Raw genomic sequence first — 25,481 nt, forward strand, 5'->3', positions numbered from 1 at the left:
CATGGCACAGCAGCACCCTCCCCTGATCGAGGCCCGCGGCCTCAACACCTTCTACGGCGCCAGCCACATCCTGCACGGCGTGGACTTCACCGTGGGCCAAGCAGAGACCATCGGCCTCATGGGCCGCAACGGCATGGGCAAGAGCACCTTGCTCAAGTCGCTCATGGGCCTGGTCAAGCCCCGCTCGGGCAGCGTGGCCGTGGCCGGGCGCGACACCACGGGCCGGCCGCCCTACGAGGTGGCACGCCTGGGGATTGCCTATGTGCCCGAAGGGCGCGGCATTTTCGGCAACCTGAGCGTGGTCGAGAACCTGCAGATGGCCGCGCGCGCCGGCACACGCGGCCAGCGCGACTGGACCTACGAGCGCGTGCTGGAGACCTTTCCGCGCCTCAAGGAGCGCCTGGGCCATGGTGGCCAGCAGTTGAGCGGCGGCGAGCAGCAGATGCTGACCATCGGCCGCGCGCTGATGACCAACCCCGACGTGCTCATCCTCGACGAGGCCACCGAGGGCCTGGCCCCGCTGATCGCCCGCGAGATCTGGCGCATCTGCAGCCTCATCAAGGCCAGCGGCATCAGCAGCGTGATCGTGGACAAGAACTGGAAGCACGTCACCCAGATCACCGACCGCAACGTCATCCTGGTCAAGGGCCAGGTGGTGTTCGAGGGCAGCTCGGAGACCCTGTGCTCCCAGCCGCACCTGCTGGAGCAGCACCTGGGCGTGTAGGCAGCCGCGATCCCGCGAGGAAACGTGAACAGTTTCTCGGCCGGGATCGGCAAGTGCACCGTGCGGCGCCAGGGCGGCTCCGCCGTGCCTTAGCATCCGGACCTTTGCAGCCTGCCGCGTTGCCATCGCCCATGCCCCCTGCCCTCGCCATCTTCCTCGCGCTCCTTGCGGCCCTGGTGCTGCTCAACACCTGGGCCACGCGGCGCGTGCTGCGCAGCGACGAGTTCGGCAACCGCAAGGCACTGATGGTGATAGGCATCTGGATCCTGCCCTTCCTGGGGGCCTTCATGGCGCGCTACCAGTTTGCGCCACCCGCGGATTCCCCGTCCACCGCGGCGCCCTTGCCTGGGCATGGCGGCGAGCAGCCGCCCGCGCCGCAGGTCCTGCGCATCCCCGGCCTTGCCCCCTTCGACCTGCTGGACCACCTGGCCGCGCCTGCGGACCTGCCCGCCCTGGACTGGCAGGCGCTCGACCTCTGGGCACAGCAGGCCGGCAGCCCCGAGGCCACGACCCACGCCATCGACCAAGGCCGCCGCGCCTGGCTGCTGCACCTGCGCGACGCGATCGGCCCGCACATGCACCTGCATGAAAGCCAGGACGTGTACATCCTGTCCGCGCTGGAAGCCCCTGTGGCACAGGCCATGGCCGGCTATGTGACCAAGACGCGCCAGCGCGTCGCACGCGTGCTCGACGGCGTGGCGCGCTTCAACCCCGGCGAGAAAAGCGTGCTGCTGGTGCTGGAAAGCCAGGAGCTCTACTACCACTACGTGGGCCAGTTCTACCCCGATGGCGGCGAGTTCGCCTTCAGCGGCGGCATGTTCATCCACAACGGCTGCCCGCATTTCGTGGTGGTGCAGGCCGACCTGTCCAGCATCGAGCCGGTGATCGCGCACGAGCTCACGCACAGTGCGCTGGCCTGGCTGCGCCTGCCCACCTGGCTGGACGAAGGCCTGGCCGTGAACACCGAGCACCGCATCGCCGGTGCCGGGCGCCCCGCGCAGTCGCCGCAGGCCATGCACCAGCGCCACCAGGCGTTCTGGAATGCCGAGCGCATGCAGGAATTCTGGTCGGGCGACTCGTTCCACCGCACGGACGAAGGCAACGCCCTGTCCTACGACCTGGCCCGCATCGCCGTGGCGCAGCTGGCGCGCGACTGGCCCGCGTTCAGCCGTTTCGCCACCAGCGCCAGCCGCAGGGATGCCGGTGCCGAGGCGGCCACCAGCGCATTGGGGATTGACCTGGGTGGCTACGTCGGCGCCCTGGTGCAGGCCACCGAGGACTGGTCGCCCCGTCCCCATACCTGGAGCACACAGCGAGCACAACAGGCTGCACACCAACATTTTTGAGGGGATGGCATCAGTAGAATGGCCCGCACCCTTTTCGCAGGATCTTCCCACAGTGTCTGACCGCCTCGCCGTTCTCCCCCAGTACCTGATGCCCAAGCAGGCCATGACCGCCCTGGCGGGAAAATTCGCCTCGGCCCAGCTCGGAGGGCTGACCACATCGGTGATCCGCGGCTTCGTGGCCCGCTACAAGGTGAACATGGCGGAGGCGGCCAATCCGGACATCGCGGCCTATGCCTCGTTCAACGACTTCTTCACCCGGGCTCTGCAGCCCGGCGCCCGCCCGCTGGCCGATGCGGACCTGGTCTGCCCTGTGGATGGCGCCATCAGCCAGTTCGGCCCCATCCAGAAGGACCAGATCTTCCAGGCCAAGGGCCACTCGTACTCGACCACGGCGCTGGTGGGCGGCGATTCGTCGCTGGCCGCGCGCTTCGACGACGGCTACTTCGCCACCATCTACCTGAGCCCGCGCGACTACCACCGCATCCACATGCCGTGCGCCGGCCAACTCACGCGCATGGTGCATGTGCCGGGCGATTTGTTCTCGGTGAACCCGACCACGGCGCGCGGCGTGCCCGGCCTGTTCGCGCGCAACGAGCGCGTGGTCTGCTTCTTCGATTCGGCCAACGGCCCCTTCGTGCTGGTGCTGGTAGGCGCCACCATCGTGGGCAGCATGGCCACGGTGTGGCATGGCCAGGTGAACCCGCCACGCACCGGCGTGCTGCGCCACTGGGACTACGCGCCCGGCCAGGTGTCGCTGCAAAAGGGCGAGGAGATGGGCCGCTTCCTGCTCGGCTCCACTGTGGTGATGCTGTTCCCCAAGGGGCCGTTCCAGTTCAACACCGAATGGGCGCCCGCGCGCCCCGTGCGCCTGGGCGAGACCATGGCGCAGTACCAGGCGGCTTGAGCCTGCCCTGCCCGCGTCAGGCGCGGTCGGGAACCCGCGTGAGGTGAAAGGCCGTGGGTGCCACCGTGAGCGTATCGGGGTGCACCGGGGATTCATGCCCCACCAGGTAGACCATCAGAGCATTACGGCGCACAACCACATGGCTGACGGTCTCGCGGCTCCCCCCCAGGTGCACGAAGGCACCCGGCTTGAACAAGGGCATGTAGTAGTAGGCCGCAGTTTCCATGGGGAATGCGGCTCCTTCCGCACAGGTGGCCAAGGTGGCGCACCCTGCTGCCCCGCAGGGCGGCGTAAACCCATACTAGCACCTATGCGGGTGCCACTGTGGCCAGCAAGGCCCCGCAGCGCAGATGGGCAGCCCCGCCGCGGCGCGATCCTCAGGCCCCGGCCCGCGCCCGCGCAAACGCCAGAGCCGCCTGCAGCAGGCGCTCAAGGTGCGGCTGCACACCGGCCGCTACCTCGGGCAGGTAGTCGAACGGCAGCGCCTCCTGCATATAGCTGCACTGCGTCATCTCCAACTGCACGGCATGCACGTTCTGCGCGGGCTGGCCATAGTGGCGCGTGATGTGCCCGCCCTTGAAGCGGCCGTTGAGCACCGCGGTGTAGCCCGGTGCGGCCTGCGCGATCGCCAGCAGCTGCTGCGCCAGCGCCGGGTCGCAGCTCTCGCCGTTGGCCGTGCCCAGGTTCAGGTCGGGCAGCTTGCCTTCGAAGAAGCGCGGCAGCACCGATCTGATCGAATGCGCGTCCCAGAGCACGGCCACGCCATGGGCGGCGCGGATGCGGTCGAGTTCGGTGCGCAGCTGGGCGTGGTAAGGCGCCCAGATGGCATCGCGGCGCGCCGCCACCTCGGTGTCGTCGGGCCCGTCGCCGCGCGTGTAGATGGGCGTGTCGTCGAAGGTGTCCACGGGGCACAGGCCGGTGACGCTCTGGCCAGGGTAGAGGCTGGCCCCATCGGGCGGGCGGTTCAGGTCCACCACATAGCGCGAATGCGTGGCCGCGAGGATGGAGGCGCCCATGCCCTTGGCAAAATCGTACAGGCGCTCCAGGTGCCAGTCGGTGTCGGGCACCTGGCGGCACTCGTCGGTGAAGCGCGCGGCAATCGCTGGCGGCACATAGGTGCCGACGTGGGGCATGGACACCAGCAGCGGCGCAGTGCCCTGGTGGAAGGTGAAGGCGGGTTGGGTGGTGATGCTCATGGCGTGGGTCTCGAAGGGGACGCTTTTCAAGTTTCGTTCATTGTGGCGCGATGGTCGCTGCACGGGCCTGGGCAAAGGCGGCGGCCGCGGTGTCATGCAGGGCATGGCGGCCGGCGGCCACGCGCTGCACGCCGCCCACCCACAGGTCCCGCAGCGCACTGGTGCGGTGGCTGCCGAACACATGGGCCGACAGCAGGGATTCCACCGGCAGCCCGGCCAGGGCAATGTGCGACGGGTCCAGCACCGCGAAATCGGCCTGCTGGCCCGCTGCCAGGCCGCCGATGGGCCGGCCCGAGGCCTGCGCCCCGCCCTGCACGGACGCGAGCCACAGGGCGGTGCCTACCTGCGGCTGTGCAGCGCTGGCCAGCACGTTGCGCTGGCGCAGCGACAGGCGCTGGCTGTACTCCAGCGCCAGCAGCTCCTCGGCCGCGTTCACGCAGGCATGGCTGTCCGAGCCCACGCCCCAGGCACCGCCATGGCCCAGCCAGCGCGGCATGTCGAAGATGCCGTCGCCCAGGTTGGCTTCCGTGGTCGGGCAGATGCCGGCCACCGCGCCGGTGCGTGCGGCATCGGCATACTCCTGTGGCGTCATGTGCGTGGCATGCACCAGGCACCAGCGGGCGTCCACAGGGGCATTTTCCAGGAGCCACTGCACGGGGCGCTGGCCACTCCAGGCCACGCAATCGTCCACCTCCTGGGTCTGCTCGGCGATGTGGATGTGGATGGGCGCGCGCGCATCGATGGCAGTGAGGCCCTGCACGGCAGCGGCCAGGCTGTCCGGCGGCACGGCACGCAGCGAGTGCGGCGCCAGGCCCAGGCCCGCGCCCTGGGCCTTGGCCAGCGGTGCCAGGCGCTCCAGCAGCGCCAGCATGTTGTCGGTGCTGCGGATGAAGCGGGCCTGGTCCGCACGCGGAGGCTTGGCACCAAAACCGCTGGTCTGGTAGAGCACCGGCAGCAAGGTGATGCCGATGCCCGCATTGCGCGCCGCACGCAGCAGCGCGAGCGAGAGCGTGGCATCGTCGGCGTAGGGCCGGCCGTCCCGGTCATGGTGCACGTAGTGGAACTCGCAGACCGAGGTGTAGCCTGCCTCCAGCATCTCCACGTAGAGCCAGGTGGCAATGGCCTCCAGCGACTCGGGCGTGATCTGCGCCGCAAAGCGGTACATCAGGTTGCGCCAGCTCCAGAAACTGTCCTGGCTTTCGCCGCGGTATTCGGTCAGCCCCGCGAACGCGCGCTGGAAGGCATGCGAATGCAGGTTGGGCATGCCCGGGATCACCGGGCCGGTGGCGCGCGGCGCAGCGCCGGCGGCACTGCCGGGCGCCACGGACTGCAGCCGTCCCGCCGCATCCCATTGCAGCAGCACATCGCGGGCCCAGCCACCGGACAGCAGCGCGTGCTCGGCAAACAGCATAGTGTTGGCGCTCATGCAGCCACCTCCAGGATGGTGACGAGCGCGTCGGCGAACCGCGCGTTCTCGGCCTCCGTACCGATGGAGACGCGGATGAAGGTCTCGAAACCCGGTTCCTTCCAGGGCTTGGTGATGAGGCCCTGGGCCAGCAGCGCCTCGTTCACCGGGCCGTTGGACCGGCCGATGTCCAGGAACAGGAAGTTGGTGGCCGAGGGTGCGATGCGCAAGCCCGGCAGGGCCTGCAAGCGCTGCACCAGCACGCCGCGCAGGCGCACCGTCTCGGCCACACCGCGCTGCATGAAGGCCTCGTCGCCCCAGGCCGCCAGCGCCGCAGCCTGGGCCGCATGGTTCACGTTGAAGGGCGTGCGCACCCGGTCGAGCAACTGCACCAGCGCCGCGTCGCTCGCCAGGCCGTAGCCCACGCGCAGGCCCGCCAGGCCCCAGGCCTTGGAGAAGGTGCGCAGCACGATCCAGGGCATGGCGCGGCCCTGCAGCAGGGCCAGCACGTCGGGGTAGCCGGCCGCGTGGCAGGCGTACTCGTGGTAGGCCTCGTCCACCACGAGCAGGGTGTGCGCGGGCGTGGCAGCGAGCAGGCGCTCGAACTCCGGCGCGGTGAACATGCAGCCCACGGGGTTGGAGGGGTTGGCCAGCATGGCGATCTTGGGGCCGCGCGCCAGCGCTTCGCACCAGGCATCCACGTCGAAGCCGAGTTCGGGGGTGAGCGCCAGCAGCTCGACCTGCGCGCCCATCATGCGCGGGTAGATCTCGTACAGGCCGAAGGCCGGGCGCTGCGTGAGCACGCGATCGCCCTGCGACAGGAAGGCCTGGCACAGCATCTGCAGGATATCCTCGGAGCCATTGCCCACGACGATTCCCTCGGGCGCCACGCCCGTGCGTGCGGCGATGGCGGCGCGCAGCGCGGTGCAGTTGGCATCGGGGTAGGTGCCCACGCGCGCCGCCAGGTCCACCAGGGCGCGCGCCACGGCGGGGCTGGCACCGTAGGGGTTCTCGTTGCTGGCCAGGCGCGCGATCTCGGTCACGCCGTAGCGCTCACGCACGGCGTCGGACGACAGGCCCGCGTTGTAGGCGGGCAGAGGCGGCACCTCGGGGCGGGCCAGGGCAGCGATGGCGGAAACAACAACAGCAGCGTTCATAGGTCGAATACCTTGCCGGGGTTCATGAGATGGAGAGGGTCCAGCGCCTGCTTGATGGCGCGCATGGCGGCCAGCTCGGCCGGGGTGCGGCTGGCGTGGAGGTAGGGCTTCTTGTGCAGGCCGATGCCATGCTCGGCCGAGACGCTGCCGCCGAAGGCCGCCACCTGGGCATACACCAGTTCCTCGACCGCGCCCTCTTCCCCGTTCACGGTGGAGGCATCGGTGGACATGTGCAGGTTGCCATCGCCGATATGGCCGAAGAACACGGTGAGGTGCCCTGGCCAGCGGGCAGTCAGCGCGGCGCGGCACTCCTGCGCAAACCGGCCGATGTCGGCCTGCGGCAGGCTCACGTCGAAGTTGATGGGCGGGTGCATGTTGGCAGGCAGTTCGGCAGTCGCCTCGCGGATCTTCCACAGCGCGCGGGCCTGCGCTTCGGACTGGGCGATGGCCGCATCGCTGGCCTCGCCGGACTCCATGGCTTCGCCCAGCACCTCCTCCAGCGCATCGCGCAGGCCGGCTTCGTCCTGGCCACCCACGTCGATGAGTGCAGCAAAGGGGTGCGGCACCTCGAAGGGCTCGCGCAGGCTTTGCCAGCGCAGGGAGGCCTCGACGAAATCGCGCCACATGAGTTCGAAGGCCGACAGCGCGCCCGGAAAGCGCCCCTGCAGCCGGGCCACCAGCGCCAGCGCGGCATCGAAATCGGGCAGCGCCACCAGGGCCGTGGCCCGGGCGCGCGGCAAGGGCCGCAGGCGCAGCAGCGCGCGCGTGACCACGCCCAGCGTGCCCTCGGCGCCGATGAACCACTGCTTGAGGTCGTAGCCCGTGTTGTTCTTGAGCATGGGCCGCAGCATGGGCAGCACCGCGCCATCGGCCAGCACCACCTCCAGGCCCAGCACCTGTTCGCGCACCATGCCGTACTGCAGCACGCCATTGCCGCCGGCATTGGTGGAAACGGCCCCGCCCACCTGGGCCGATCCGCGCGCACCGAAGTCCACGCCGAACTGCAGGCCCACGGCGAGCGCGGCCTCCTGCACGGCCTGCACGGTGGCACCGGCCTGCACCGTGAGCGTGGCAGAGCGTGCGTCCACCGCCTCGATGGCGTTCATGCGCTCCAGCGACAGGGCCACACCGCCCGCACAGGGCACGGCCGCCCCGGCCAGCCCGGTCAGGCCGCCCTGCGGCACCACGGGCACGCGGTGCGCATGGCACAGGCGCAACAGGGCCGAGACTTCCTCGGTGCTGCGCGGGCGCACCAGCGCCAGCGGTGGCACGGGGGCCGTGCCGCTCCAGTCGGTGTGGTGGCGCTCTGGCACGGCATCGCCCACCTGCACGCGGTCGGCACCGAGCGCATCGACCAGCGCCGCCAGGAATTCGCTGTGCGTGGCCATGGACTCAGGCCCCTTTCACGATGCGCCCCTGGCGCACGATGGTGCGTGCGGGCTTGTGGCCGAACCAGTAGGCCAGCTCCGCGGCCTCGGCAAAAGGCCAGAGCACGAAGTTGGCCGGCCGGCCCGATGCGATGAGGCCATGCGTGTCCTGCAGCCCCAACGCGCGCGCGGCATGCACGGTGATGCCAGCCAAAGCCTCGGGCACCGTCAGGCGGAACAGCGTGCAGGCCATGTTGGCCATGAGCAGCAGGCTCAAGGCGGGCGAGGTGCCGGGGTTGTGGTCGGTGGACACGGCCATGGGCACGCCGGCCTCGCGCAGCGCGGCGATGGGCGGCAGGTGCGTGTCGCGCAGCGTGTAGTAGGCGCCGGGCAGCAGCACGGCCACGGTGCCGGCCTGCTTCATCGCAGCGATGCCCTCCTGCGACAGATGCTCGATGTGGTCGCACGAGAGCGCACCGTAGCGCGCGGCCAGCGCGGAGCCACCCATGTCCGAGAGCTGCTCGGCATGCAGCTTGACGGGAATGTCCAGCCGCTGTGCGGCCTGAAAGACCTGCTCCGTCTCGGCCAGCGTGAAGGCGATGCGTTCGCAGAACACATCCACCGCGTCCACCAGGCCCTCGGCAGCCAGCGCAGGCAGCATCTCGTTGCACACCAGGTCGATGTAGTCCTGGCTGCGGCCCGCGTACTCAGGCGGCAGCGCATGCGCGCCCAGGAAGGTGGTGCACACGGTCACGCCCAGCGCCTCGCCCAGGCGGCGCGCCACGCGCAACTGCTTGCGTTCGTGTTCCAGCGCCAGGCCATAGCCCGACTTGATCTCGATGGCGCACACGCCCTCGTCCAGCAGCGCCTGCAGGCGCGGCAGGGCCAGGGCGAGGAGTTCGTCCTCGCTGGCTTCGCGCGTGGCGCGCACCGACGAGACGATGCCGCCGCCGGCCCGGGCCACCTCTTCGTAGGTGGCGCCCGCCAGGCGCATGGCGAATTCGTTGGCGCGCTGGCCGCCATAGACCAGGTGCGTATGGCAGTCCACCAGGCCCGGCGTGGCCAGGGCGCCCCGCGCATCATGGCGCGGCAAGGCATTCCAGGCCGCAGGCCAGGCATTCTCTGGCCCCACCCACTGCACGGTGCCGCCCTGCACCACCACGCAGGTGGCGGTACCCTGGGGCACAGGCACATCGGGTACGCACAGGCCGGGGGCCGGGCGCAGGCCGATCCAGATGCCGTCGGCGGAGGGATGGCTTTGAGGGGTGGGAATGGGTGTGGGTGTCATGGGCAAACAGTCAGTCGGAGGGTTCCATGTCCAGGTCGATCCAGGCCAATGCCGGATCGGCATCCAAAGGCTCCAGCGCATTTTCGGCGGTGCCATCGCTCCACCACAGTCCCTGGCCGGGCTCCAGCACCTCTTCACCGCAGCGCCAGCGCCCGCGCAGCACCATGCACAGGCCGGCGCGTGCGCGCCCTGCCACGCGCGCATGGCCGGTCACCTGCAGGCCGCCGTGCCAGCGGCCGCGGCGCACCATGAGGTTGAAGTCGGTGGAGGTGCCGCCCAGCATGGCGCAGTCCACCGGCACGTCGCCCTTGAAGGCCAGCGGTTGCCAGGGCTGGTCCAGGTCGTGGTCCAGTTGCCCGTCGTCCGAGCGCAGATGCACCCCGTCGCCGTCGAGCAGCATGATCTGCCGGTCCACGCCCGGGAAGGCCGAGAACGGGCCCGCTGCGGCAATCGTGGCCACGCTCACGCGCCACTCGAAACCATCCATGCCGGCGCCCTGCGGCCAGCAGGCCAGCTCGCGGGTGCTGCCGCCACCGTTCTTCCAGGGCACGCTGGGGGTGGATGCCAGGTCAAAAAACTGCACCATGTTCAGTGCTCCCACGCTGGAGCAGCCAGCCAAAAAACCATCGCACTCATCGAAAAATCAGTCATCGTTGTCGGTCAATGCAAAACCAGCTGGCGCGAGATGCGCGCAGCGGCCACCACGGCCATGCGGATCAGGGCTTCTTCCTGCCCGCTGGCACGCACGATCGGTGCCATCAGCGTGATGGCACCCACGGACTGGCGCGAGGCGCCGAACAGCGGCACGCTGCAGCCCCAGACGCCGGGGTCCACCTCGCCGGCGGTCATGGCAAAGCCCGCCTTGCGGATGGCATCGGTCTCGCGCTGCGCGGCGTCGCGCTCGGGCGTGCCCGCGCCCCACTGGCTGTCGAGCACCGCGGCGCGCACGGCCTCGGGCAGGTGGGCCAGCACGCACTTGGCCGAGGCCCCGGCGCGCAGGGGCACGCTGCGCCCCTTCTCGAACGAGCAGCGCAGCGAGTGCTGGCTCTCCACCATGTCCAGGCAGATGGCCTGGTCGTTCACGGCCACGATCAGGCCCACGCTCTCCTGCGATTGCTGGGCCAGGTCCACCATGTCGGGCCGCGCCTGGCGCACCAGGTGCGAGGCCAGGTCGAAGCCCAGCGCCAACTGCAGGCTGAGCGGGCCGGGGGCGTAGAAACCATCGCTCTCCAGCACGAAACCCCAGCGCTTGAGCCGCGCGAGCTGGCGATACAGCGTGCTGCGCGCCAGGCCCGTGCGCTCCATGAGCTCGGCCGCAGGCATGGACTTGCCCTGCTGGGCCAGCACGGCCAGCACCTGCAGCACCCGGTCGGCCGTGGGCACGGTGGCCAGGGGGGACGCATCCTTGGGCATGTCTCGGTGCCTCGGAAAAAGCGCTGTCCTGCCGGCGCTCAGCGCACCATGGGCAGCTTCAGGCCCTGCTTCTTGGCGGTGGCCACGGCCAGGTCGTAGCCGGCATCGGCGTGGCGCATCACGCCGCTGCCGCTGTCGTTGACCAACACGCGCGCCAGGCGCTCGGCCGCTGCGTCGGTGCCGTCGGCGACGATGACCATGCCCGAGTGCTGCGAGTAGCCCATGCCTACGCCACCGCCGTGGTGCAGGCTGACCCAGGTGGCACCGCCCGCGGTGTTGAGCAGTGCGTTGAGCAGCGGCCAGTCGCTCACGGCGTCGGTGCCGTCCTTCATGCTTTCGGTTTCGCGGTTGGGGCTGGCCACCGAACCGGTATCCAGGTGGTCGCGGCCGATCACGATGGGCGCCTTGAGCTCGCCGTTCTTGACCATCTCGTTGAAGGCCAGGCCCGCCAGGTGGCGCTCGCCCAGGCCCAGCCAGCAGATGCGCGCCGGCAGGCCCTGGAAGCTGATGCGCTCGCGCGCCATGTCCAGCCAGCGGTGGGTGTGCGTGTTGTTGGGGAACAGCTCCTTGATCTTGGCGTCGGTCTTGTAGATGTCCTCGGGGTCGCCCGAGAGCGCCACCCAGCGGAACGGGCCCTTGCCTTCGCAGAACAGGGGGCGGATGTAGGCCGGCACGAAACCCGGGAAGTCGAAGGCGTTCTTCACGCCTTGGTCGAACGCCACCTGGCGGATGTTGTTGCCGTAGTCCACCGTGGGCACGCCCATGGCCTGGAAGTCGAGCATGGCCTGCACGTGCACGGCACAGCTCTTGGCGGCAGCAGCCGTGAGGGCCGCATGGCGCGCGGGGTCCTTCATGGCGGCCTGCCACTCGGGCACGGTCCAGCCGCTGGGCAGGTAGCCGTTGATCAGGTCGTGCGCCGAGGTCTGGTCGGTCACCAGGTCGGGCTTGATGCTGCCGGCCTTGGCACGGCGCACCAGCTCGGGCAGGATGTCGGCCGCGTTGCCCAGCAGGGCGATGGAGACGGCTTCCTTGCGCTCGGTGTGGTGCTGGATGAGGGCGATGGCGTCGTCGATGTCCTTGGCCTGCTTGTCCACGTAGCGCGTGCGCAGGCGGAAGTCGATGCTGCTCTGCTGGCACTCGATGTTGAGCGACACGGCACCGGCCAGCGTGGCGGCCAGCGGCTGCGCGCCGCCCATGCCGCCCAGGCCGGCGGTGAGGATCCACTTGCCCGCCAGGCTGTTGCCGTAGTGCTGGCGGCCGGCCTCGACGAAGGTCTCGAACGTGCCCTGCACGATGCCCTGGCTGCCGATGTAGATCCAGCTGCCGGCGGTCATCTGGCCGTACATGAACAGGCCCTTGCGGTCCAGCTCGTTGAAATGCTCCCAGTTGGCCCACTGGGGCACCAGGTTGGAGTTGGCCAGCAGCACGCGCGGTGCGTTGGCGTACGTCTTGAACACGCCCACGGGCTTGCCCGACTGCACGAGCAGGGTTTCGTCGTCGTTCAGGTCCTTGAGCGAGGCCAGGATCTGGTCGAAGCACTCCCAGTTGCGCGCAGCGCGGCCGATGCCGCCGTACACCACGAGGTCCTGAGGACGCTCGGCCACCTCGGGGTCCAGGTTGTTCTGGATCATGCGGTAGGCAGCTTCGGTGAGCCAGTTCTTGCAGGTCAGCTCGGTGCCGCGCGGCGCGCGGATCACGCGCGAGGCGTCGTGGCGGGGGTCGTTGTTGGCAGCGGCAGCAGCGATGATGGCGTCGTTGGCGTTCATGGTGATCTCCTGGTCAACGGGTGCGAAAAGCGGTGGATGGATGGGACAGTTCAGGCGTGGCTGGGCAGGCACTGGGTCAGCGGTGCGGGCCAGGCCGATTCGAGCGCCCACAGGCGCATGGCCTCGATGTCGGGCGCCAGGTAGCGGTCCTGCTCGAGGAAGGCCACGCGCTGGCGGATGGCGGCGAGCTGCGCTTCAACGAGCGCGGAGCTCTTGAGCCAGGAGGTGGCAACGGCGCCTGGGGCCGGCACGCGCTCGAAGTCGATGCCCTGCGCCGCGGCCATGGCCTCGATGCCGACGATGACGGCGGTGTTGCGCACCATCTCGGAGAGGCGGCGTGCGCCGTAGGTGGCCATGGAGACATGGTCCTCCTGGTTGGCCGAGGTCGGCAGGCTGGTCACGCTGCTCGGGTGGGCCAGGCACTGGTTTTCGGCCGCGAGCGCGGCGGCCGTGACCTGGGCGATCATGAAGCCTGAGTTCACGCCGCTGTCGCGGATCAAAAAGGCCGGCAGGCCGGACAGGCCGGTGTCCAGCAGCAGCGCCAGGCGGCGCTCGGAGATGGCACCGATCTCGGACACCGCCAGCGCAATGATGTCGGCCGCGAAGGCCACGGGTTCGGCGTGGAAGTTGCCGCCCGAGATCACCTCGCCGGTGTCGGTGAAGACCAGCGGGTTGTCGGACGCGGCATTGGCCTCGATGCGCAGCACGCGTGCAGCGTGCGTGAGGTTGTCCAGGCAGGCGCCCATGACCTGGGGCACGCAGCGGATGGAATACGGGTCCTGCACACGGCCGCAGTTCGGGTGCGAGGGGTCGATCTCGCTGCCGTCGAGCAGGCCGCGCACGGCGGCCGCCACGGCGATCTGCCCGGCCTGGCCGCGCGCTTCGTGGATGCGGGCATCGAAAGGCTTGACCGAGCCCTTGATGGCTTCGAGCGACAGTGCGCCCGACACCAGGCCGCCGGCCAGCACGCTCTCGGCCCCGAACAGGCCGGCCAGCGCCAGCGCGGTGGACACCTGCGTGCCATTGAGCAGCGCCAGCCCTTCCTTGGGGCCCAGCACGAAGGGCGCCAGGCCCACGGCGGCCATGGCCTCGCGGCCGCCGACCACCTTGCCGTCGACCTTGGCCTGGCCCTCGCCGATGAGCACGCAGGCCAGGTGGGCCAGCGGCGCCAGGTCGCCCGAGGCGCCGACCGAGCCCTTGGCCGGGATCACCGGCAGCACGTCGGCATTGGCCAGGGCCAGCAGGGCATCGACCAGGGCCGGGCGCACGCCCGAGTGTCCGCGCGCCAGGCTCACGGCCTTGGTGGCCAGCACCATGCGCACCACGGGGTCGGGCAGCGCCTCGCCCGTGCCCACGCTGTGCGACAGCACCAGATTGCGCTGCAGCTCGGCCAGGCGGTCATGGGCGATCTTGGTGCTGGCCAGCTTGCCGAAGCCGGTATTGATGCCGTAGACCACCTGGTCCTCGTCCACGATGCGCTGCACGGTGGCCTCGGAGGCCTGCATGCCGGCCAGGGCCGCGGGGTCCAGCGCCAGGCGCACGCCACCGGCGCTCAGGCGGCGCAGTTCGGCCAGGCTCACCTGTCCGGGGCGCAGCAACAGGGTGCTTGGGGATACAGAGGTTGCAGTGGTCATGGGTTGGTCCTGTATATACAAGTTGGCACAAGCGAAAAAAACGGGATGCCTGCCACCGGCAGGCGTCCTGGATACCTATTCAAAAACCGGGTTGCCGTCCGCCCGGAAGCGGCTCCCCAGCCGGTAGCGCGATGACGGGTGCAGGCAGCGCACCATGGTCACGGGCACACCCCGGCTCCAGGTGCGCCGCGTGAGCAGCAGGCACGGCTGGGCCGGGTCCATTTCAAGCAGCAGCGCCTGGTCGGGCGTGGGCAGCACGGCATCCACCACATGCTCGACCTGGTCGAAGGGCACGTTGCGCACCAGGAATTCGGAGGGCTGCAGCAGCGTGAAATCCTGCTGCGCGAACTGCGGCACGACGCGCGGGTTCACGTAGCGGTCTTCGAGCTGCACGGGCAGCCCGTCTTCCAGGTGCACGCACACGGCGTGGAACACCGACTCACCGGTGCGCATGTCGAGCGCCGCCGCCACTTCCATGGTGGCCGAGACGCGCTCCACGGTCAGCACCTTGCAGCGGTAGTCGTGCCCACGCTGGCGGATCTCGCTGGCCAGGTTGGCGATCTGCAGCAGCGTGGACTGGGGCTTGTCCTCGGCCACGAAACTGCCCACGCCAGCCACGCGCACGATGCGGCCCTGCTCGGCCAGCTCGCGCAGGGCGCGGTTCACCGTCATGCGCGACATGCCGAACTGCGTGACCAGGTCGTTCTCGGACGGCAGGCGGTCGCCGGCCTTCCAGGAGCCGTCCTGGATCTTGCGCGCGATGTGGTCCTTGATCTGCTGGTACAGGGCCAGCGCAGACGTCTCAGGCTGCGCCACGGGTTGTGGCGAAGCCTTGGGACGGGGTGCGCGGGCGGAGGAGGCAGCGGGCATGGCGAAGGGGTGGCTTTGCGGGATCAGTGGGCGTCCGCGGCCATGGATTCGGCGCGGATCTCTTCCGTGAGGCGTGCCTTGAGGTCCATGAACTCGGGCGAGGTCTTGATCGTGTAATGGCGCGGGTGCGGCAGGTCCACGGCCAGCTCGGTCTTGATGCGGCCGGGCCGGGCGCTGAACACCGCCACACGGTTGGCCATGAAGATGGCTTCATCGATGTCGTGGGTCACGAACATCACGGTCTTGCGCTCGGCCTCCCAGATGCCCAGGAGCAGCTCCTGCATGAGCACGCGGGTCTGGTTGTCCAGAGCGCCGAAGGGCTCGTCCATGAGCAGGATCTTGGGGTCGTTGGCCAGCGCCCGGGCAATCGCCGTGCGCTGCTGCATGCCACCCGAGAGCTGCTTGGGAAAATGCTGCTCGAAGCCGCGCAGACCCACCTTGGCGATGAAGTAGGCGGCGCGCTCCTTCTGCTGGGCCTCGGGCATGCCGCGCTCGCGCAGGCCGAAGCGGATGTTCTGCTCGATGGTGAGCCAGGGGAACAGCGTGTAGCTCTGGAACACCATGCCGCGGTCGGCACCCGGACCTTCCACGGGGCGGCCACCGAGCAGCACGCGGCCCGAGGTGGGGTGGTCCAGGCCCGCGACGATGCGCAGCATGGTCGACTTGCCGCAGCCCGAGGGGCCGAGGATGGTCACGAAGTCGTTTTCCTGCACGTCGAAATCGACGGGCAGCAGGGCCTGGGTGGCCTGCCCCTTGGGGCTGACGAAGGTGCGCGAGACACCTTGGATGGACAGCAGCGGGCTCATCGCAGGGCACTCCAGGCAAACAGACGGCGGTTGACGAATTTGAAGAAGGTATCCGACACCAGCCCGATGAGGCCGATGACGATGATGCCGAAGATGATCTGGCCGGTGTTGAGCAGTGCCTGGCTGTCGGTGATCATGTGGCCGATGCCCGAGGACGAGCCGATCAGCTCGGCCACGATCACGTAGGTCCAGGCCCAGCCCAGCACCAGGCGCAGGGTTTCGGCGATGTCGGGAGCGGCACCGGGGATCAGCACGCGGCGCACGATGCCGGTGGGGCTGGAGCCCAACGTGTAGGCCGCCTCCACCAGGTCCTTGCGGGCATTGCCGACAATCACGGCCACCATCAGGATGATCTGGAACACCGAGCCGATGAAGATCACCAGCAGCTTCTGCATCTCGCCCAGGCCGGCCCACAGGATCAAGAGCGGGATGAAGGCCGAGGCCGGCAGGTAGCGGCAGAACGACACGAAGGGCTCGAGGAAGGCCTCCACCCCCTTGTGCGCACCCATCGCGATGCCCAGGGGCACGGCGACGATCGCCGCCAGGATGAAGCCGCCCAGCACGCGCCACACGGTCATGCCGATGTCGTGCAAAAAGCCGAACTCGGTGAACAGCAGCCAGCCTTCCCGGGCCATGGTGACGGGGCTGGCCAGGAACGTGGGCGACACGAAGCCACCCAGCGTGAACACGGCCCAGACGGCGAAGAACAGAATGAAAAACGCCACCCCCAAGACCAGCCGCGTGCGGGTGCTCACAGGTTCTAGCGGGGCCAGGGCCCGGCGGCGAGGCCGCTCTGGCTCCAGCGAAGGTGCAACACCCATCACGCGACTCATGGTTGGATCCTTTGGTGGTTACTTACTTGATGAAGCTGTCGTCGAACATCGCGGGGAAGTTCTCGGGCGCCTTGCGGATCACGCCGGCTTCGAGCAGGATCGCGCCGGCATCCTTCATGAAGGACGTGAGCTCACCCGCGAAGAACTTCTGGTTGGCCGCCTTGTCCTGCCAGCGCAGGAAGGCCGAAGACTTGGCGAACGCCTCGCCCGTCTGCTTGACGGCGGCGCCCATGATCTCGTTGGACTTGGTCGGATCGGCCTTGATCATCTCCAGCGCATCGAAGTACGAATTGGCCAGTGCCTGTGCAGCCTTGGGGTTGGCCTTGAGCCACACCGGGTCGCAGCCCACGGTGTCCATCACCATCGGGTACTCGATGGTGGTGGCCAGGATCTTGCCGGCGGCGGGGTTGGCACGCACGGTGGACAGGTAGGGCTCGTAGGTCATGGCAGCATCGTTCTGGCCCGACACGAAGGCCTGCGCGGCAGGCTGGGGCTCCAGCGAGACGATCTTCACGTCCTTGAGGCTCATGCCGTTCTTGGACAGCATCCAGGCCAGGCCGAAGTACGGGGCCGTGCCCGGTGCGCTCACGCCGATGGTCTTTCCCTTGAGGTCGGCAAAGCTTTTGACGTCGTTGCGCACGGCCAGGCCGTCGGCGCCGTAGGACTTGTCGAGCTGGAAGATCTGCACGATGGGCACGCCATTCGTGTTCCAGGCGACATGGGTCTCCACCGTGGTGGCGGCGCACTGGATGGCCTTGGAGGCCAGGGCCAGGTGGCGGTCCTTCTGGGGGATCATCTTCAGTTCCACGTCCAGGCCGTTCTTCTTGAAGATGCCCGCCTTGTCCGCCAGGGTCAGCGGGGCGAAGCCCGTCCAGCCGGACATGCCCAGGACCACCTTGGTCTCCTGGGCCTGGGCCGGTGCGGCCAGCCCCACCACACACGCAACCGCCGCTGCCAGCGACGCCATCTTCACAACCATTCGGCTCATCATCAGCTCCTGTAGGGGAAAAAAGTACTTTTATGCATCCGCAGGGAAACAGGCCTTGCTTCCTGGGTCCGATGATGGAGGTTCTATCGTACCTGTCTATACAGGGTAAACGCTAGGAAACCGGGCCCTAGGCCCCAAGAAACCGCCCCGCTTCCCGTCTCTTGGGAACGCCCTTCGGGCCATCCCATGGTCGGGCCCGCTCGGGGCGCTGGCCGGTGCTTCACCGGCACAGCGATTTAGCAAATTGCGGGCCAGTGCCAGGCGCCCAGATTGCACCAGAAAGGTGCAATCACCCGCAATCATCCCAGCAGCGTGCGCGCAATGATGTTGCGCTGCACTTCCGAGGAGCCCTCGTAGATGCGCAGGATGCGGGCATCGCGCACATAGCGCTCCAGCGGCATTTCGCGCGTGTAGCCATAGCCGCCGTGGATCTGCAGCGCCGCATCGGCCACGAACCCGACCATCTCCGAGGCATGCAGCTTGGCCATGGCCGACTGCAGCGTGAAGGGCTGGCCAGCCTGGCGCAGCGCCAGTGCCTGCAGGGTCAGGGCCCAGGAGGCCTCCAGGCGCAGCTTCATGTCGGCCAGCATCCACTGCAGGCCCTGCTTGCCGGCAAGGGGCTCGCCGCCGACCAGGCGCTCCTTCATCCAGCGCGTGGCATCCGCGATCGCTGCCTCGGCAATGCCCAGGGCCGTCGCGGCCACGTCCAGACGGCTGTTGTCCAGGACCTTCATGGCAATCCTGAAACCCGTTCCCTCCTCGCCCAGCAGGTTTTCCGCCGGCACCCGCACCCCATCGAATGCGACCTCGAAGGCATGCGCACCCTGGATGCCCATGAGCTTCTCAGGCGAAGACACCGTGGTGCCAGGGGTAGTGGTTTCCACCACGAAGGCGCTGACACCGCGCGCCCCGGCATCGGGGTCGGTCTTGGCGAAGACCACGAGGAACTGCGCCTCACGCGCGTTGGAGATGAAGTGCTTGACGCCGTCGATGCGGTAGTGGTCGCCCTCGCGCACGGCCCGGGTGCGCATGTCCGCCGGGTGCGAGCCGCCGCGCGGCTCGGTGAGCGCAAAGCCGGCAAGCCATTCGCCGCTGGCCGCACGCGGCAAGAAGCGCTGGTGCTGCCCGGCGCCGCCGCCGATGAGCACCGCATCGGTGCCCAGGTAGTGCGCACCGATCATCGACGAGGTGGCCGCGCAGGCGCGCGAGATCTCCACCAGCGACAGCAGCATGGCCGTGGGCGTGACGCCCGCACCGCCCAGGTGCTCGGGCAGGTTCATGCCCATCACGCCCAAGGCGGCCAGCTGCGGCACATGGCAGGTGACGGACAGGGCCGCCTCGTCGATCTCGCGTGCCCGGGGCGCCAGTACCTCGGTGGCAAAACGGGCCACGGCATCGGCAATGCCCTGTTCATCGGGGGTCACCCCCAGTCGGTTCATGGTGGTCATGGAAAATCTCCTTCAGGGATCAATGGGAGGTGGTGGCCGCCTGCGCCGGGCCGAACAGCCCGGCCTCGCGCAGCGCCGCGAGCCGCTCGCCACCGCAGTGCAGCAGCGCTGCCATGAGTTCGTCGGTGTGCTGGCCCAGCGCCGGTGCCGGCTCGGCCCGGTTGGGCGCGGCGCCACCGAACTTGACCGGCTGCGTGGGCACGCGCAGGCCGGGCAGGCGAGGGTCGTGCACCTCGCGCAGCAGGCCGCGCGCCCTGCCCTGCTCGGATTCGAGCGCCTGGGCCGTGGTCCACAGCGGGCCGCCAGGCACGCCGGCCGCCTCCAGCGCGGCCACCACCTGGGCCACCGGCCGTTGCGCGGCCCAGGCTTCGATGGCCGCAGCGAGCACGGGTTCGTTGGCATGGCGCAGCTCGTCGCTCGCAAAGCGTGCATCCATGGCAAAGCCGGGTTCGCCGATGAGCTGCGCGAGCGATGCGAACAGCTTGTGGTTGAGCACGGCCAGCGCGAAATGCCCGTCCTGCGCGCGGTACACCCCGAACGGCGCCGAGAACGCGTGCCGGTTGCCGCTGCGCCGCGGGCTCTGCCCGGTGAACAGGTAACGGCCCACGCCGGTGACGAGGAAGCTCAGGGTCGCATCGAACATGGCCACGTCCACATGCTGGCCTTCGCCCGTGCGGCGCTGCTGCAGCAGCGCGGCCAGCGTGGCCCAGGAGGCGAACAGGCCGGCGATCACGTCGGACACGGCCTCGCCCACCATGGTGGGCGCGCCATCGGGGTCGCCCGTGGATTCCATCAGGCCGCTCATGGCCTGCACGATGATGTCGTAGGCCGGCAGGTGCGCCAGCGGGCCGGTCTGGCCGAAGCCCGAAACGCTCACGTAGACCAGGCCCGGGTTCACACCGCGCAAGGCCTCGGGGCCCACGCCCAGGCGCTCGGCCACGCCGGGGCGGAAATTCTCGACCACCACGTCGGCCGTGGCGGCCAGCGCCGCGATGGTCTGTGCGGCATCGGGGTGCTTGAGGTCCAGCACCAGGCTCTTCTTGTTGCGGTTGAGTGCCGTGAACAGGCTGCTCATGCCTTCGCGCATGGGGCCGATGTGGCGGTAGTCGTCGCCCGTGGGCGGCTCGACCTTGATGACCTCGGCACCCAGGTCGGCCAGCAGGGCCGTGGACAGCGGGCCCGCGAGCACGCGGCTGAAGTCGAGGATGCGCACGCCGTCGAGCGGGCGGGTGGTGGGGGTCATGGCAGGGATCTCCGTGTCTGATCGGGAGTTCACATGGTTGCCCATTCCTCTATCAAAATAAAATATTCAATCTTGATGCAATGGATCAACTATCTTGATCAACATCAGCCTTCGACAGCTCGAGTATTTCGTGGCCGCGGCACAGCACGGCGGCGCGGCCCGGGCCGCGCACGCGCTCAGCGTGTCGCAGCCCTCCATCTCCAAGGCCATTGCCGACCTGGAGGCGCTGTGGAACGAAGCGCTGTTCGTGCGCCGCCATGCACGCGGGCTGGAGCTCACGGCCGCAGGCCGGCAGCGCCAGCGCGAGGCACAGGTGCTGCTGGAGAAGGCGCGCGCGCTCGAAGGGCCGCGGCGCGAGGAAGAGGCCGGCCTGCTGCGCGTGGGTTGCCTGTCCACACTGGCACCGCGCTACCTGCCCGAGATCCTGGTGCGCATGCGCGAGCGGCACCCGCAGGTGGAGATCGAGGTGCACGAGGCGGACACCGAAACCCTGGTGCAGATGCTCGAGCGCGGCGCGCTCGATACCGCCCTGCTCTACGACCTGGGCCTGGCGCGCGCCGTGCGGCTGGAGGCGGTCACCTCCTTCGTGCCCTATGCGCTGCTGCCGGCCGGGCATGCGCTGGCCGCGCGCAGCAGCCTTGCGCTGTCCACCCTGGCGCAGGAGCCCTTCATCCTGATCAACCTGCCGCACAGCCGCGAGTACTTTCTCTCGCTGTTCCGCCAGGCAGGCGTCACGCCGCGCATCGCGCACCAGACGCCCTCGATCGAGATGGTGCGCTCGCTGGTGGCCAATGGCCTGGGCGTTTCGCTGCTCACCACGCGGCCGGTGCGCGACTGGAGCTACGACGGCAAGCGCCTGGCCTGCCGGCGCCTGCGCGGGTCGCTGGCAGCCCAGTCTGTGGTGCTGGCATCTCCGGGGCAGCAGGGCCACGAGAACCCGCGCTCGGCACTGTTCGCGCGCATCGCCAAGGCCGCCTTCGCGCAGCAACGCGACGAGATGACTGCGCCGGGAGCGGCTGCGCGCTAGCTCAGCCCTTGGTGGGCGCCACCTGCGCAGGCTCGGCCGGCAGCGTGATGCGCACGGACAGGCCTGGCGAGGCATTGCGCAGCTCGAACTGGCCGCCATGGGCCTGCGCCACCAGCCGGCACAGGTACAGCCCCAGGCCCACGCCGCCGGTGGCGCGCTGGCGCGCCACATCGGGCCGGTAGAAGGCCTGGGCCATGCGCGCCAGGTGCTCGGGCGGCACGCCGGGGCCGTGGTCGCGCACCTCCAGCTCCACGCCCGTGGGCGTGCTGCGCAGGTGCAGCTCGGGCGGCGATGCCGTGGGCTCGCAGTGGCGCAGGCTGTTGTCCAGCAGGTTGCGCAGCACCAGGCGCAGGCGCCCCCGGTCCAGCGCCAGCACGGGCAAGGCCGGGTCGGCAATGACCACGATGTCGTCGGCGCATTCGTGCCGCACCTCCAGCTCGGTGATCACCTCGCGCGCCAGTTCGGGCAGGTTGGTGGGCTCGCGGTGCAGGGCCGCATGCCGGCCTGCCAGGCGCTCGCTCTCCAGCAGGTCGGAGATCAGGTGCGCCATCTCGCCCAGGTCGCGCATCAGCGCCTCGCGCTGGGGTCCCACGTCGGGGCCCTCGGGCAGCAGCTCGGTGTTCAGGCGCGCGCGGGTCAGCGGGCTGCGAAGCTCGTGGCTCATGGCCAGCAGCAGGGCGCGCTTGGCCTCCAGCATCTGGTGGATGTCCTCGCCCATGGTGTTGATGGTGGCCGCCAGCTGGCCGAGTTCGTCGGGCCGGTGGGCATGGCGCACGGGAATCGGCTCGCCGAAGTCGCCTTCGCCGAAGCGCCGCGCGCCGCGGCGGATGTCGTCGAGCGGACGCAGCAGGTGGCGCACATAGACGTACGACAGCCCCGTGAGCAGCAGCAGCACCGACAGCGTGACCCAGGCCACGCGGGGCTTTTGCTCCCAGGTCATGGCGTTCAGGCCGAATTCGATGGAGTGGCCGTCGGCCGTGGTGCGCTGCAGCAGGCGGTGGCCCTCGTCACCATCGTCCAGCCAGCGCTCCTTGGGATTGCGTGGACGGTGGTCGCGCATCCAGTCCGGGCGCTGGATGTCGGGGTGCGAGGCCCAGTTCACGGTGGGCCCCTCGATGCGCAGGTGGATCGGCAGGCGCTGCACTATGGCCTGCGCACGCTCCACGCTGGGTGGGGTGCCGATCTCGCCGGTGAGGCGGTCCACATAGTCCATGAGCAGCGGCCGCGCCGCCTCGCGCCAGCCGACCGACAAGGCCTTTTGCACGCCCCCCACGAAGGTGATGGTGGTCATGCAGGCCAGCACCAGGAACAGCAGCACAAGGCGGATGCGCAGCGAGTGCCCGACGGCGTCGCGCGCGCGCCGGTGCCAGGGGCACGGCTGGCCGTCCTCGCCCATCCCATGGCGATGGTGGTGGCGCCACCAGCCGCGCCGCGCCGCTGGCGGCCCATCCCCAGGCAGCGCGGCCGTTGCCTGCCGGCCCCAGCGCCTCATGGCGGCGCCTTTCGCAGGGCCAGCGAATAGCCGGCATTGCGCAGCGTCTTGATGCAGTCCAGCGGCTCGAGCTTCTTGCGCAGGCGGCTGACCACGATGTCCACCGCACGGGTGTAGAGCTCGGCCTCGTGCCCACGCAGCTGGTTCAGGATGTCGTCGCGGCTGAACACCCTGCCCGGCTCGCGCGCCAGCAGGTGCAAGAGGTCGAACTCGGTGCCCGTCAGCTCCACCGCCACACCCTGGCGCAGCACGCTGCGGCGGGCGGCATCGATGTGCAGGCCTTCGAATTCGAGCGGCCCCTGGCCCTGTCCATTGCCCGGCCCGTCGCTGCGCCGCCGGCGCAGCACCGTCTGCAAGCGCGCGACCAATTCGCGCGGTTCGAACGGCTTGGGCAGGTAGTCGTCGGCACCCAGCTCCAGCCCCACCACCCGGTCCATCACGTCACCGCGCGCGGTGAGCATGACGATGGGCAGGTCCCCCTGCTTGCGGATGGTGCGGCACAGCTCGAAACCATCCATCTCGGGCAGCATCACGTCGAGGATGGCGGCATCAAAGCCGCCCGCCGCGAGCTGCGCCAGCCCCTCGCTGGGCCTGAGCGCATGCGTGAGCTCCAGCTCGAAGCGCTGGAAATAGGTCGCCAGCGGGGGGCCGAGCTGTGCGTCGTCATCAATGAGCAGGATCCGGTGCATGGCCGATTCTAAGAAGGTCAGCTGTCCAGCGCGCCACCGAGCGCCCGGTGGCGCACGATGAGCTGGCGCAGGCGGTGCTTGGCGCCGGTGTGCAGCGCGTCGAAGCGGTCGGCCGCATCCAGCAGCGCAGGCAGCGTCAGGGCGGCATGCTCGGGCTGCCGGGCCAGCAGGCCCATGGCGTGCTCGCGGTCAAAGCGGGGGCCCCAGACCAGCGACATCAGCTCGTCATGGGGGTCCGGCAGGCCCGCCAGCAGGCGGGGGCCATGCATGCGCACACGCTCGGTGAGTGTGTGGATGGGTTCCAGCGTGGGTGACATGCGGGGCTCCTTCCTGCGATCAGCCGCGCGACATCCAGCCGCCGCCACCGTGGCGGCCGCGCTTGTCCATCAGCTCGCGCACCTTCTGCTGCTGCGCGGGGTTCAGGCTGTCGTAGAAGTCGGCCATGGCGGTGATCACCTCGGGGCTGGCGGTCTGCACGGCACGGGTCTTTTCTTCCATCAGGGCCTGGGCGCGGGCACGGTCGAAGGTGGCACCGGCGACGATGGCCTGCACCTCGGCGCGCGGGTCGGGCGTCTTGCCCTTGAACGCGGCGCGCTGGGCCTGCAGGGTGTCGGCCAGGGCATTGAGCTTGACCTTCTGGGCATCGTTGAGGTCCAGCTTGCTGCTCACGCGGTTGACGACCTTGCCGCGGATCTCTGCGATCTTCTCGGGGCCCATCTCGCCGTGGCGGTGGCCGCCCGCGCAAGCGGTCAGACCGCCCAGGACGATGGTGGCGCCGAAGACGCCGGCCAGGGTTTTTTGGATCCAGGGTTTCATGGTGCAGTCCTTTCATGGACGGTGTTGAACATGGGTCCTATGGTGCGCCTGGGCGGTTTTTTGGGGGTCTCGGGGCAGTTTCGGTTTATTTCAGAATGTATCTACCAGAGGTTGCGGGGCAACATTGACGTATTGGGGTCTATGCCGACGGCTTGCCTTTGCAGAGGGCGGGAGCCGGGATGTGCGCCCGCCCTCAGCCAAAGCACAAAACAGCAGACAGCCACCAGCGGCAGTGAAACCCTGTCGCGCTACGATCCACCCCACGCCCACCGCGCTTGCGCCCCGAATGAACCCACTCTCAAAACCATCCACCCCACCCCGCTACGAAGCCGTAGACGCCCTGCGCGCAGCAGCCATGGTCTGGATGGCCGCCTTCCACTTCTGCTTCGACCTGGCCCATTTCGGCCTGTGGCCCCAGGACTTCCGCACCGACCCGGTGTGGACCACGCAACGCACCCTGATCCTGAGCCTGTTCCTGTTCTGCGCCGGCCTGGGCCAGGCCATCGCATTGCACCAGGGGCAGACCTTCCAGCGATTCACCCGCCGCTGGCTGCAGATCGCCGGCTGCGCCCTGCTGGTGAGCCTGGGCTCGTTCTTCATGTTCCCGCGCAGCTTCATCTACTTCGGCGTGCTGCACGGCATGGCGGTGATGCTGTTGATCGCGCGCTTCACGGCCGGTTGGGGCGCCTGGCTGTGGCTGTGCGGCCTGGGGGCACTGGCCCTGCCCGTGGCGGCCAACCACCTGCTCACAGGGGCCTGGAGCGAGCTGGCACCGGCCTTCAACGCCCGCACGCTCAACTGGCTGGGGCTGGTGGCGCGCAAGCCCTTCACCGAGGACTATGTGCCCATCTTCCCCTGGCTGGGCGTGCTCTGGTGGGGGCTGGCCGCAGGCCAATGGGCGCTGGGCCGCCCTGGCGGACTGCTGCAGGTGCGACTGCCTGCCGCGCTTTCGCCCCTGGCCGTGCTGGGCCGCTGGTCGCTGAGCTTCTACATGCTGCACCAGCCGGTGCTGATCCCCATCGTGATGGGCCTGGCCTGGCTCCTCAAGCCCTGATCCGGCACACCCGCC

At 69.3% G+C, this 25,481-nt stretch carries 25 protein-coding genes; 5 read left to right on the forward strand and 20 right to left on the reverse strand.

Going from position 1 to position 25,481, the window contains the following annotated elements:
- Position 1: 1 nt before the first annotated feature.
- The 3 genes from AC07PF_RS22220 (at position 2) to asd (ending at position 2,974) form a co-directional block, all read left to right on the forward strand.
- Positions 2-724, forward strand: a complete 723-nt coding sequence (locus AC07PF_RS22220; protein ID WP_007856909.1) for an ABC transporter ATP-binding protein — start codon at positions 2-4, stop codon at positions 722-724.
- A 131-nt stretch (positions 725-855) separates the two neighbouring features.
- The gene (locus AC07PF_RS22225) at positions 856-2,070 is read left to right on the forward strand and encodes a hypothetical protein (protein ID WP_494613308.1); all 1,215 of its coding nucleotides are present in this window, start codon (positions 856-858) and stop codon (positions 2,068-2,070) included.
- Positions 2,071-2,122: 52 nt separating this feature from the next.
- Complete coding sequence (asd, locus tag AC07PF_RS22230) at positions 2,123-2,974, forward strand: archaetidylserine decarboxylase (RefSeq protein WP_494613309.1); 852 nt, start codon at positions 2,123-2,125, stop codon at positions 2,972-2,974.
- Between the two features lie 16 nt (positions 2,975-2,990).
- On the opposite strand, the gene AC07PF_RS22235 is transcribed toward asd, so the two are convergent.
- The 16 genes from AC07PF_RS22235 to AC07PF_RS22310 form a co-directional block, all read right to left on the reverse strand.
- A complete protein-coding gene (locus AC07PF_RS22235; RefSeq protein ID WP_145697324.1) occupies positions 2,991-3,200 on the reverse strand; it encodes a hypothetical protein in 210 nt (69 codons plus the stop codon).
- 151 nt (positions 3,201-3,351) lie between these two features.
- On the reverse strand, positions 3,352-4,170 hold the full coding sequence (gene hutG / locus AC07PF_RS22240; protein ID WP_494613310.1) for an N-formylglutamate deformylase: 819 nt from the start codon (positions 4,168-4,170) through the stop codon (positions 3,352-3,354).
- A 37-nt stretch (positions 4,171-4,207) separates the two neighbouring features.
- On the reverse strand, positions 4,208-5,596 hold the full coding sequence (locus tag AC07PF_RS22245) for a formimidoylglutamate deiminase (protein WP_007856915.1): 1,389 nt from the start codon (positions 5,594-5,596) through the stop codon (positions 4,208-4,210).
- Positions 5,593-6,732, reverse strand: coding sequence for a histidinol-phosphate transaminase (locus tag AC07PF_RS22250; RefSeq protein WP_494613311.1), 1,140 nt, complete (start codon positions 6,730-6,732; stop codon positions 5,593-5,595). Before AC07PF_RS22250 ends, AC07PF_RS22245 begins: the two co-directional genes overlap by 4 nt.
- The gene (locus AC07PF_RS22255; RefSeq protein ID WP_494613312.1) at positions 6,729-8,120 is read right to left on the reverse strand and encodes an FAD-binding oxidoreductase; all 1,392 of its coding nucleotides are present in this window, start codon (positions 8,118-8,120) and stop codon (positions 6,729-6,731) included. Before AC07PF_RS22255 ends, AC07PF_RS22250 begins: the two co-directional genes overlap by 4 nt.
- Positions 8,121-8,124: 4 nt before the next feature.
- Positions 8,125-9,387: an imidazolonepropionase gene (gene hutI / locus AC07PF_RS22260; RefSeq protein ID WP_494613313.1), complete on the reverse strand. Its 1,263-nt coding sequence runs from the start codon at positions 9,385-9,387 to the stop codon at positions 8,125-8,127.
- Between the two features lie 10 nt (positions 9,388-9,397).
- Complete coding sequence (locus AC07PF_RS22265) at positions 9,398-9,973, reverse strand: HutD/Ves family protein (RefSeq protein ID WP_007856923.1); 576 nt, start codon at positions 9,971-9,973, stop codon at positions 9,398-9,400.
- A gap of 74 nt (positions 9,974-10,047) precedes the next feature.
- A complete protein-coding gene (locus tag AC07PF_RS22270; protein WP_145697313.1) occupies positions 10,048-10,800 on the reverse strand; it encodes an IclR family transcriptional regulator in 753 nt (250 codons plus the stop codon).
- Positions 10,801-10,838: 38 nt separating this feature from the next.
- Positions 10,839-12,566, reverse strand: coding sequence for a urocanate hydratase (gene hutU / locus AC07PF_RS22275; RefSeq protein ID WP_494613314.1), 1,728 nt, complete (start codon positions 12,564-12,566; stop codon positions 10,839-10,841).
- Between the two features lie 50 nt (positions 12,567-12,616).
- Positions 12,617-14,200 (reverse strand): histidine ammonia-lyase, encoded by a 1,584-nt coding sequence (gene hutH, locus AC07PF_RS22280; RefSeq protein ID WP_494613315.1) that lies wholly within the window; start codon positions 14,198-14,200, stop codon positions 12,617-12,619.
- A 75-nt stretch (positions 14,201-14,275) separates the two neighbouring features.
- A complete protein-coding gene (hutC, locus tag AC07PF_RS22285; protein ID WP_007856927.1) occupies positions 14,276-15,070 on the reverse strand; it encodes a histidine utilization transcriptional repressor HutC in 795 nt (264 codons plus the stop codon).
- A gap of 23 nt (positions 15,071-15,093) precedes the next feature.
- A complete protein-coding gene (locus AC07PF_RS22290; RefSeq protein ID WP_007856928.1) occupies positions 15,094-15,876 on the reverse strand; it encodes an ABC transporter ATP-binding protein in 783 nt (260 codons plus the stop codon).
- Entirely contained in the window at positions 15,873-16,709 is an 837-nt protein-coding gene (locus tag AC07PF_RS22295) for an ABC transporter permease (protein WP_007856929.1), read from the reverse strand. The genes AC07PF_RS22290 and AC07PF_RS22295 overlap by 4 nt, the downstream gene beginning before the upstream one ends.
- Before the next feature lie 22 nt (positions 16,710-16,731).
- The gene (locus tag AC07PF_RS22300) at positions 16,732-17,697 is read right to left on the reverse strand and encodes an ABC transporter substrate-binding protein (protein ID WP_007856930.1); all 966 of its coding nucleotides are present in this window, start codon (positions 17,695-17,697) and stop codon (positions 16,732-16,734) included.
- Between the two features lie 299 nt (positions 17,698-17,996).
- On the reverse strand, positions 17,997-19,145 hold the full coding sequence (locus tag AC07PF_RS22305; protein ID WP_494613316.1) for an acyl-CoA dehydrogenase family protein: 1,149 nt from the start codon (positions 19,143-19,145) through the stop codon (positions 17,997-17,999).
- 19 nt (positions 19,146-19,164) lie between these two features.
- Positions 19,165-20,388, reverse strand: coding sequence for a CaiB/BaiF CoA transferase family protein (locus AC07PF_RS22310; protein WP_494613317.1), 1,224 nt, complete (start codon positions 20,386-20,388; stop codon positions 19,165-19,167).
- Positions 20,389-20,482: 94 nt separating this feature from the next.
- Here AC07PF_RS22310 and AC07PF_RS22315 point away from each other — a divergent pair, with 94 nt between their 5' ends.
- On the forward strand, positions 20,483-21,415 hold the full coding sequence (locus AC07PF_RS22315; protein WP_494613318.1) for a LysR substrate-binding domain-containing protein: 933 nt from the start codon (positions 20,483-20,485) through the stop codon (positions 21,413-21,415).
- 1 nt (position 21,416) lies between these two features.
- Here AC07PF_RS22315 and AC07PF_RS22320 read toward each other — a convergent pair whose 3' ends face one another.
- The 4 genes from AC07PF_RS22320 to AC07PF_RS22335 are packed head-to-tail and all read right to left on the reverse strand — an operon-like array spanning position 21,417 to position 24,412.
- Positions 21,417-22,907: a HAMP domain-containing sensor histidine kinase gene (locus tag AC07PF_RS22320; RefSeq protein ID WP_494613319.1), complete on the reverse strand. Its 1,491-nt coding sequence runs from the start codon at positions 22,905-22,907 to the stop codon at positions 21,417-21,419.
- Complete coding sequence (locus AC07PF_RS22325; protein ID WP_007856937.1) at positions 22,904-23,596, reverse strand: response regulator transcription factor; 693 nt, start codon at positions 23,594-23,596, stop codon at positions 22,904-22,906. Before AC07PF_RS22325 ends, AC07PF_RS22320 begins: the two co-directional genes overlap by 4 nt.
- A 17-nt stretch (positions 23,597-23,613) precedes the next feature.
- The gene (locus tag AC07PF_RS22330; protein ID WP_145697297.1) at positions 23,614-23,913 is read right to left on the reverse strand and encodes a hypothetical protein; all 300 of its coding nucleotides are present in this window, start codon (positions 23,911-23,913) and stop codon (positions 23,614-23,616) included.
- 19 nt (positions 23,914-23,932) lie between these two features.
- On the reverse strand, positions 23,933-24,412 hold the full coding sequence (locus tag AC07PF_RS22335) for a Spy/CpxP family protein refolding chaperone (RefSeq protein ID WP_007856940.1): 480 nt from the start codon (positions 24,410-24,412) through the stop codon (positions 23,933-23,935).
- Positions 24,413-24,698: 286 nt separating this feature from the next.
- Between AC07PF_RS22335 and AC07PF_RS22340 the strand changes: the two genes are divergently transcribed.
- On the forward strand, positions 24,699-25,466 hold the full coding sequence (locus tag AC07PF_RS22340; RefSeq protein WP_035204597.1) for an acetyltransferase domain-containing protein: 768 nt from the start codon (positions 24,699-24,701) through the stop codon (positions 25,464-25,466).
- Positions 25,467-25,481 lie beyond the last annotated feature (15 nt).

It is taken from the genome of Acidovorax sp. GW821-FHT10A04 (assembly GCF_059415825.1).

Coding starts and splice junctions, on each gene's coding strand:
- AC07PF_RS22220 (WP_007856909.1), top strand. CDS start 2: ATGGCACAGCAGCACCCTCCCCTGATCGAGGCCCGCGGCCTCAACACC.
- AC07PF_RS22225 (WP_494613308.1), top strand. CDS start 856: ATGCCCCCTGCCCTCGCCATCTTCCTCGCGCTCCTTGCGGCCCTGGTG.
- AC07PF_RS22235 (WP_145697324.1), bottom strand. CDS start 3,200: ATGGAAACTGCGGCCTACTACTACATGCCCTTGTTCAAGCCGGGTGCC.
- hutG (WP_494613310.1), bottom strand. CDS start 4,170: ATGAGCATCACCACCCAACCCGCCTTCACCTTCCACCAGGGCACTGCG.
- AC07PF_RS22245 (WP_007856915.1), bottom strand. CDS start 5,596: ATGAGCGCCAACACTATGCTGTTTGCCGAGCACGCGCTGCTGTCCGGT.
- AC07PF_RS22250 (WP_494613311.1), bottom strand. CDS start 6,732: ATGAACGCTGCTGTTGTTGTTTCCGCCATCGCTGCCCTGGCCCGCCCC.
- AC07PF_RS22255 (WP_494613312.1), bottom strand. CDS start 8,120: ATGGCCACGCACAGCGAATTCCTGGCGGCGCTGGTCGATGCGCTCGGT.
- hutI (WP_494613313.1), bottom strand. CDS start 9,387: ATGACACCCACACCCATTCCCACCCCTCAAAGCCATCCCTCCGCCGAC.
- AC07PF_RS22265 (WP_007856923.1), bottom strand. CDS start 9,973: ATGGTGCAGTTTTTTGACCTGGCATCCACCCCCAGCGTGCCCTGGAAG.
- AC07PF_RS22270 (WP_145697313.1), bottom strand. CDS start 10,800: ATGCCCAAGGATGCGTCCCCCCTGGCCACCGTGCCCACGGCCGACCGG.
- hutU (WP_494613314.1), bottom strand. CDS start 12,566: ATGAACGCCAACGACGCCATCATCGCTGCTGCCGCTGCCAACAACGAC.
- hutH (WP_494613315.1), bottom strand. CDS start 14,200: ATGACCACTGCAACCTCTGTATCCCCAAGCACCCTGTTGCTGCGCCCC.
- hutC (WP_007856927.1), bottom strand. CDS start 15,070: ATGCCCGCTGCCTCCTCCGCCCGCGCACCCCGTCCCAAGGCTTCGCCA.
- AC07PF_RS22290 (WP_007856928.1), bottom strand. CDS start 15,876: ATGAGCCCGCTGCTGTCCATCCAAGGTGTCTCGCGCACCTTCGTCAGC.
- AC07PF_RS22295 (WP_007856929.1), bottom strand. CDS start 16,709: ATGAGTCGCGTGATGGGTGTTGCACCTTCGCTGGAGCCAGAGCGGCCT.
- AC07PF_RS22300 (WP_007856930.1), bottom strand. CDS start 17,697: ATGAGCCGAATGGTTGTGAAGATGGCGTCGCTGGCAGCGGCGGTTGCG.
- AC07PF_RS22305 (WP_494613316.1), bottom strand. CDS start 19,145: ATGACCACCATGAACCGACTGGGGGTGACCCCCGATGAACAGGGCATT.
- AC07PF_RS22310 (WP_494613317.1), bottom strand. CDS start 20,388: ATGACCCCCACCACCCGCCCGCTCGACGGCGTGCGCATCCTCGACTTC.
- AC07PF_RS22320 (WP_494613319.1), bottom strand. CDS start 22,907: ATGAGGCGCTGGGGCCGGCAGGCAACGGCCGCGCTGCCTGGGGATGGG.
- AC07PF_RS22325 (WP_007856937.1), bottom strand. CDS start 23,596: ATGCACCGGATCCTGCTCATTGATGACGACGCACAGCTCGGCCCCCCG.
- AC07PF_RS22330 (WP_145697297.1), bottom strand. CDS start 23,913: ATGTCACCCACGCTGGAACCCATCCACACACTCACCGAGCGTGTGCGC.
- AC07PF_RS22335 (WP_007856940.1), bottom strand. CDS start 24,412: ATGAAACCCTGGATCCAAAAAACCCTGGCCGGCGTCTTCGGCGCCACC.
- AC07PF_RS22340 (WP_035204597.1), top strand. CDS start 24,699: ATGAACCCACTCTCAAAACCATCCACCCCACCCCGCTACGAAGCCGTA.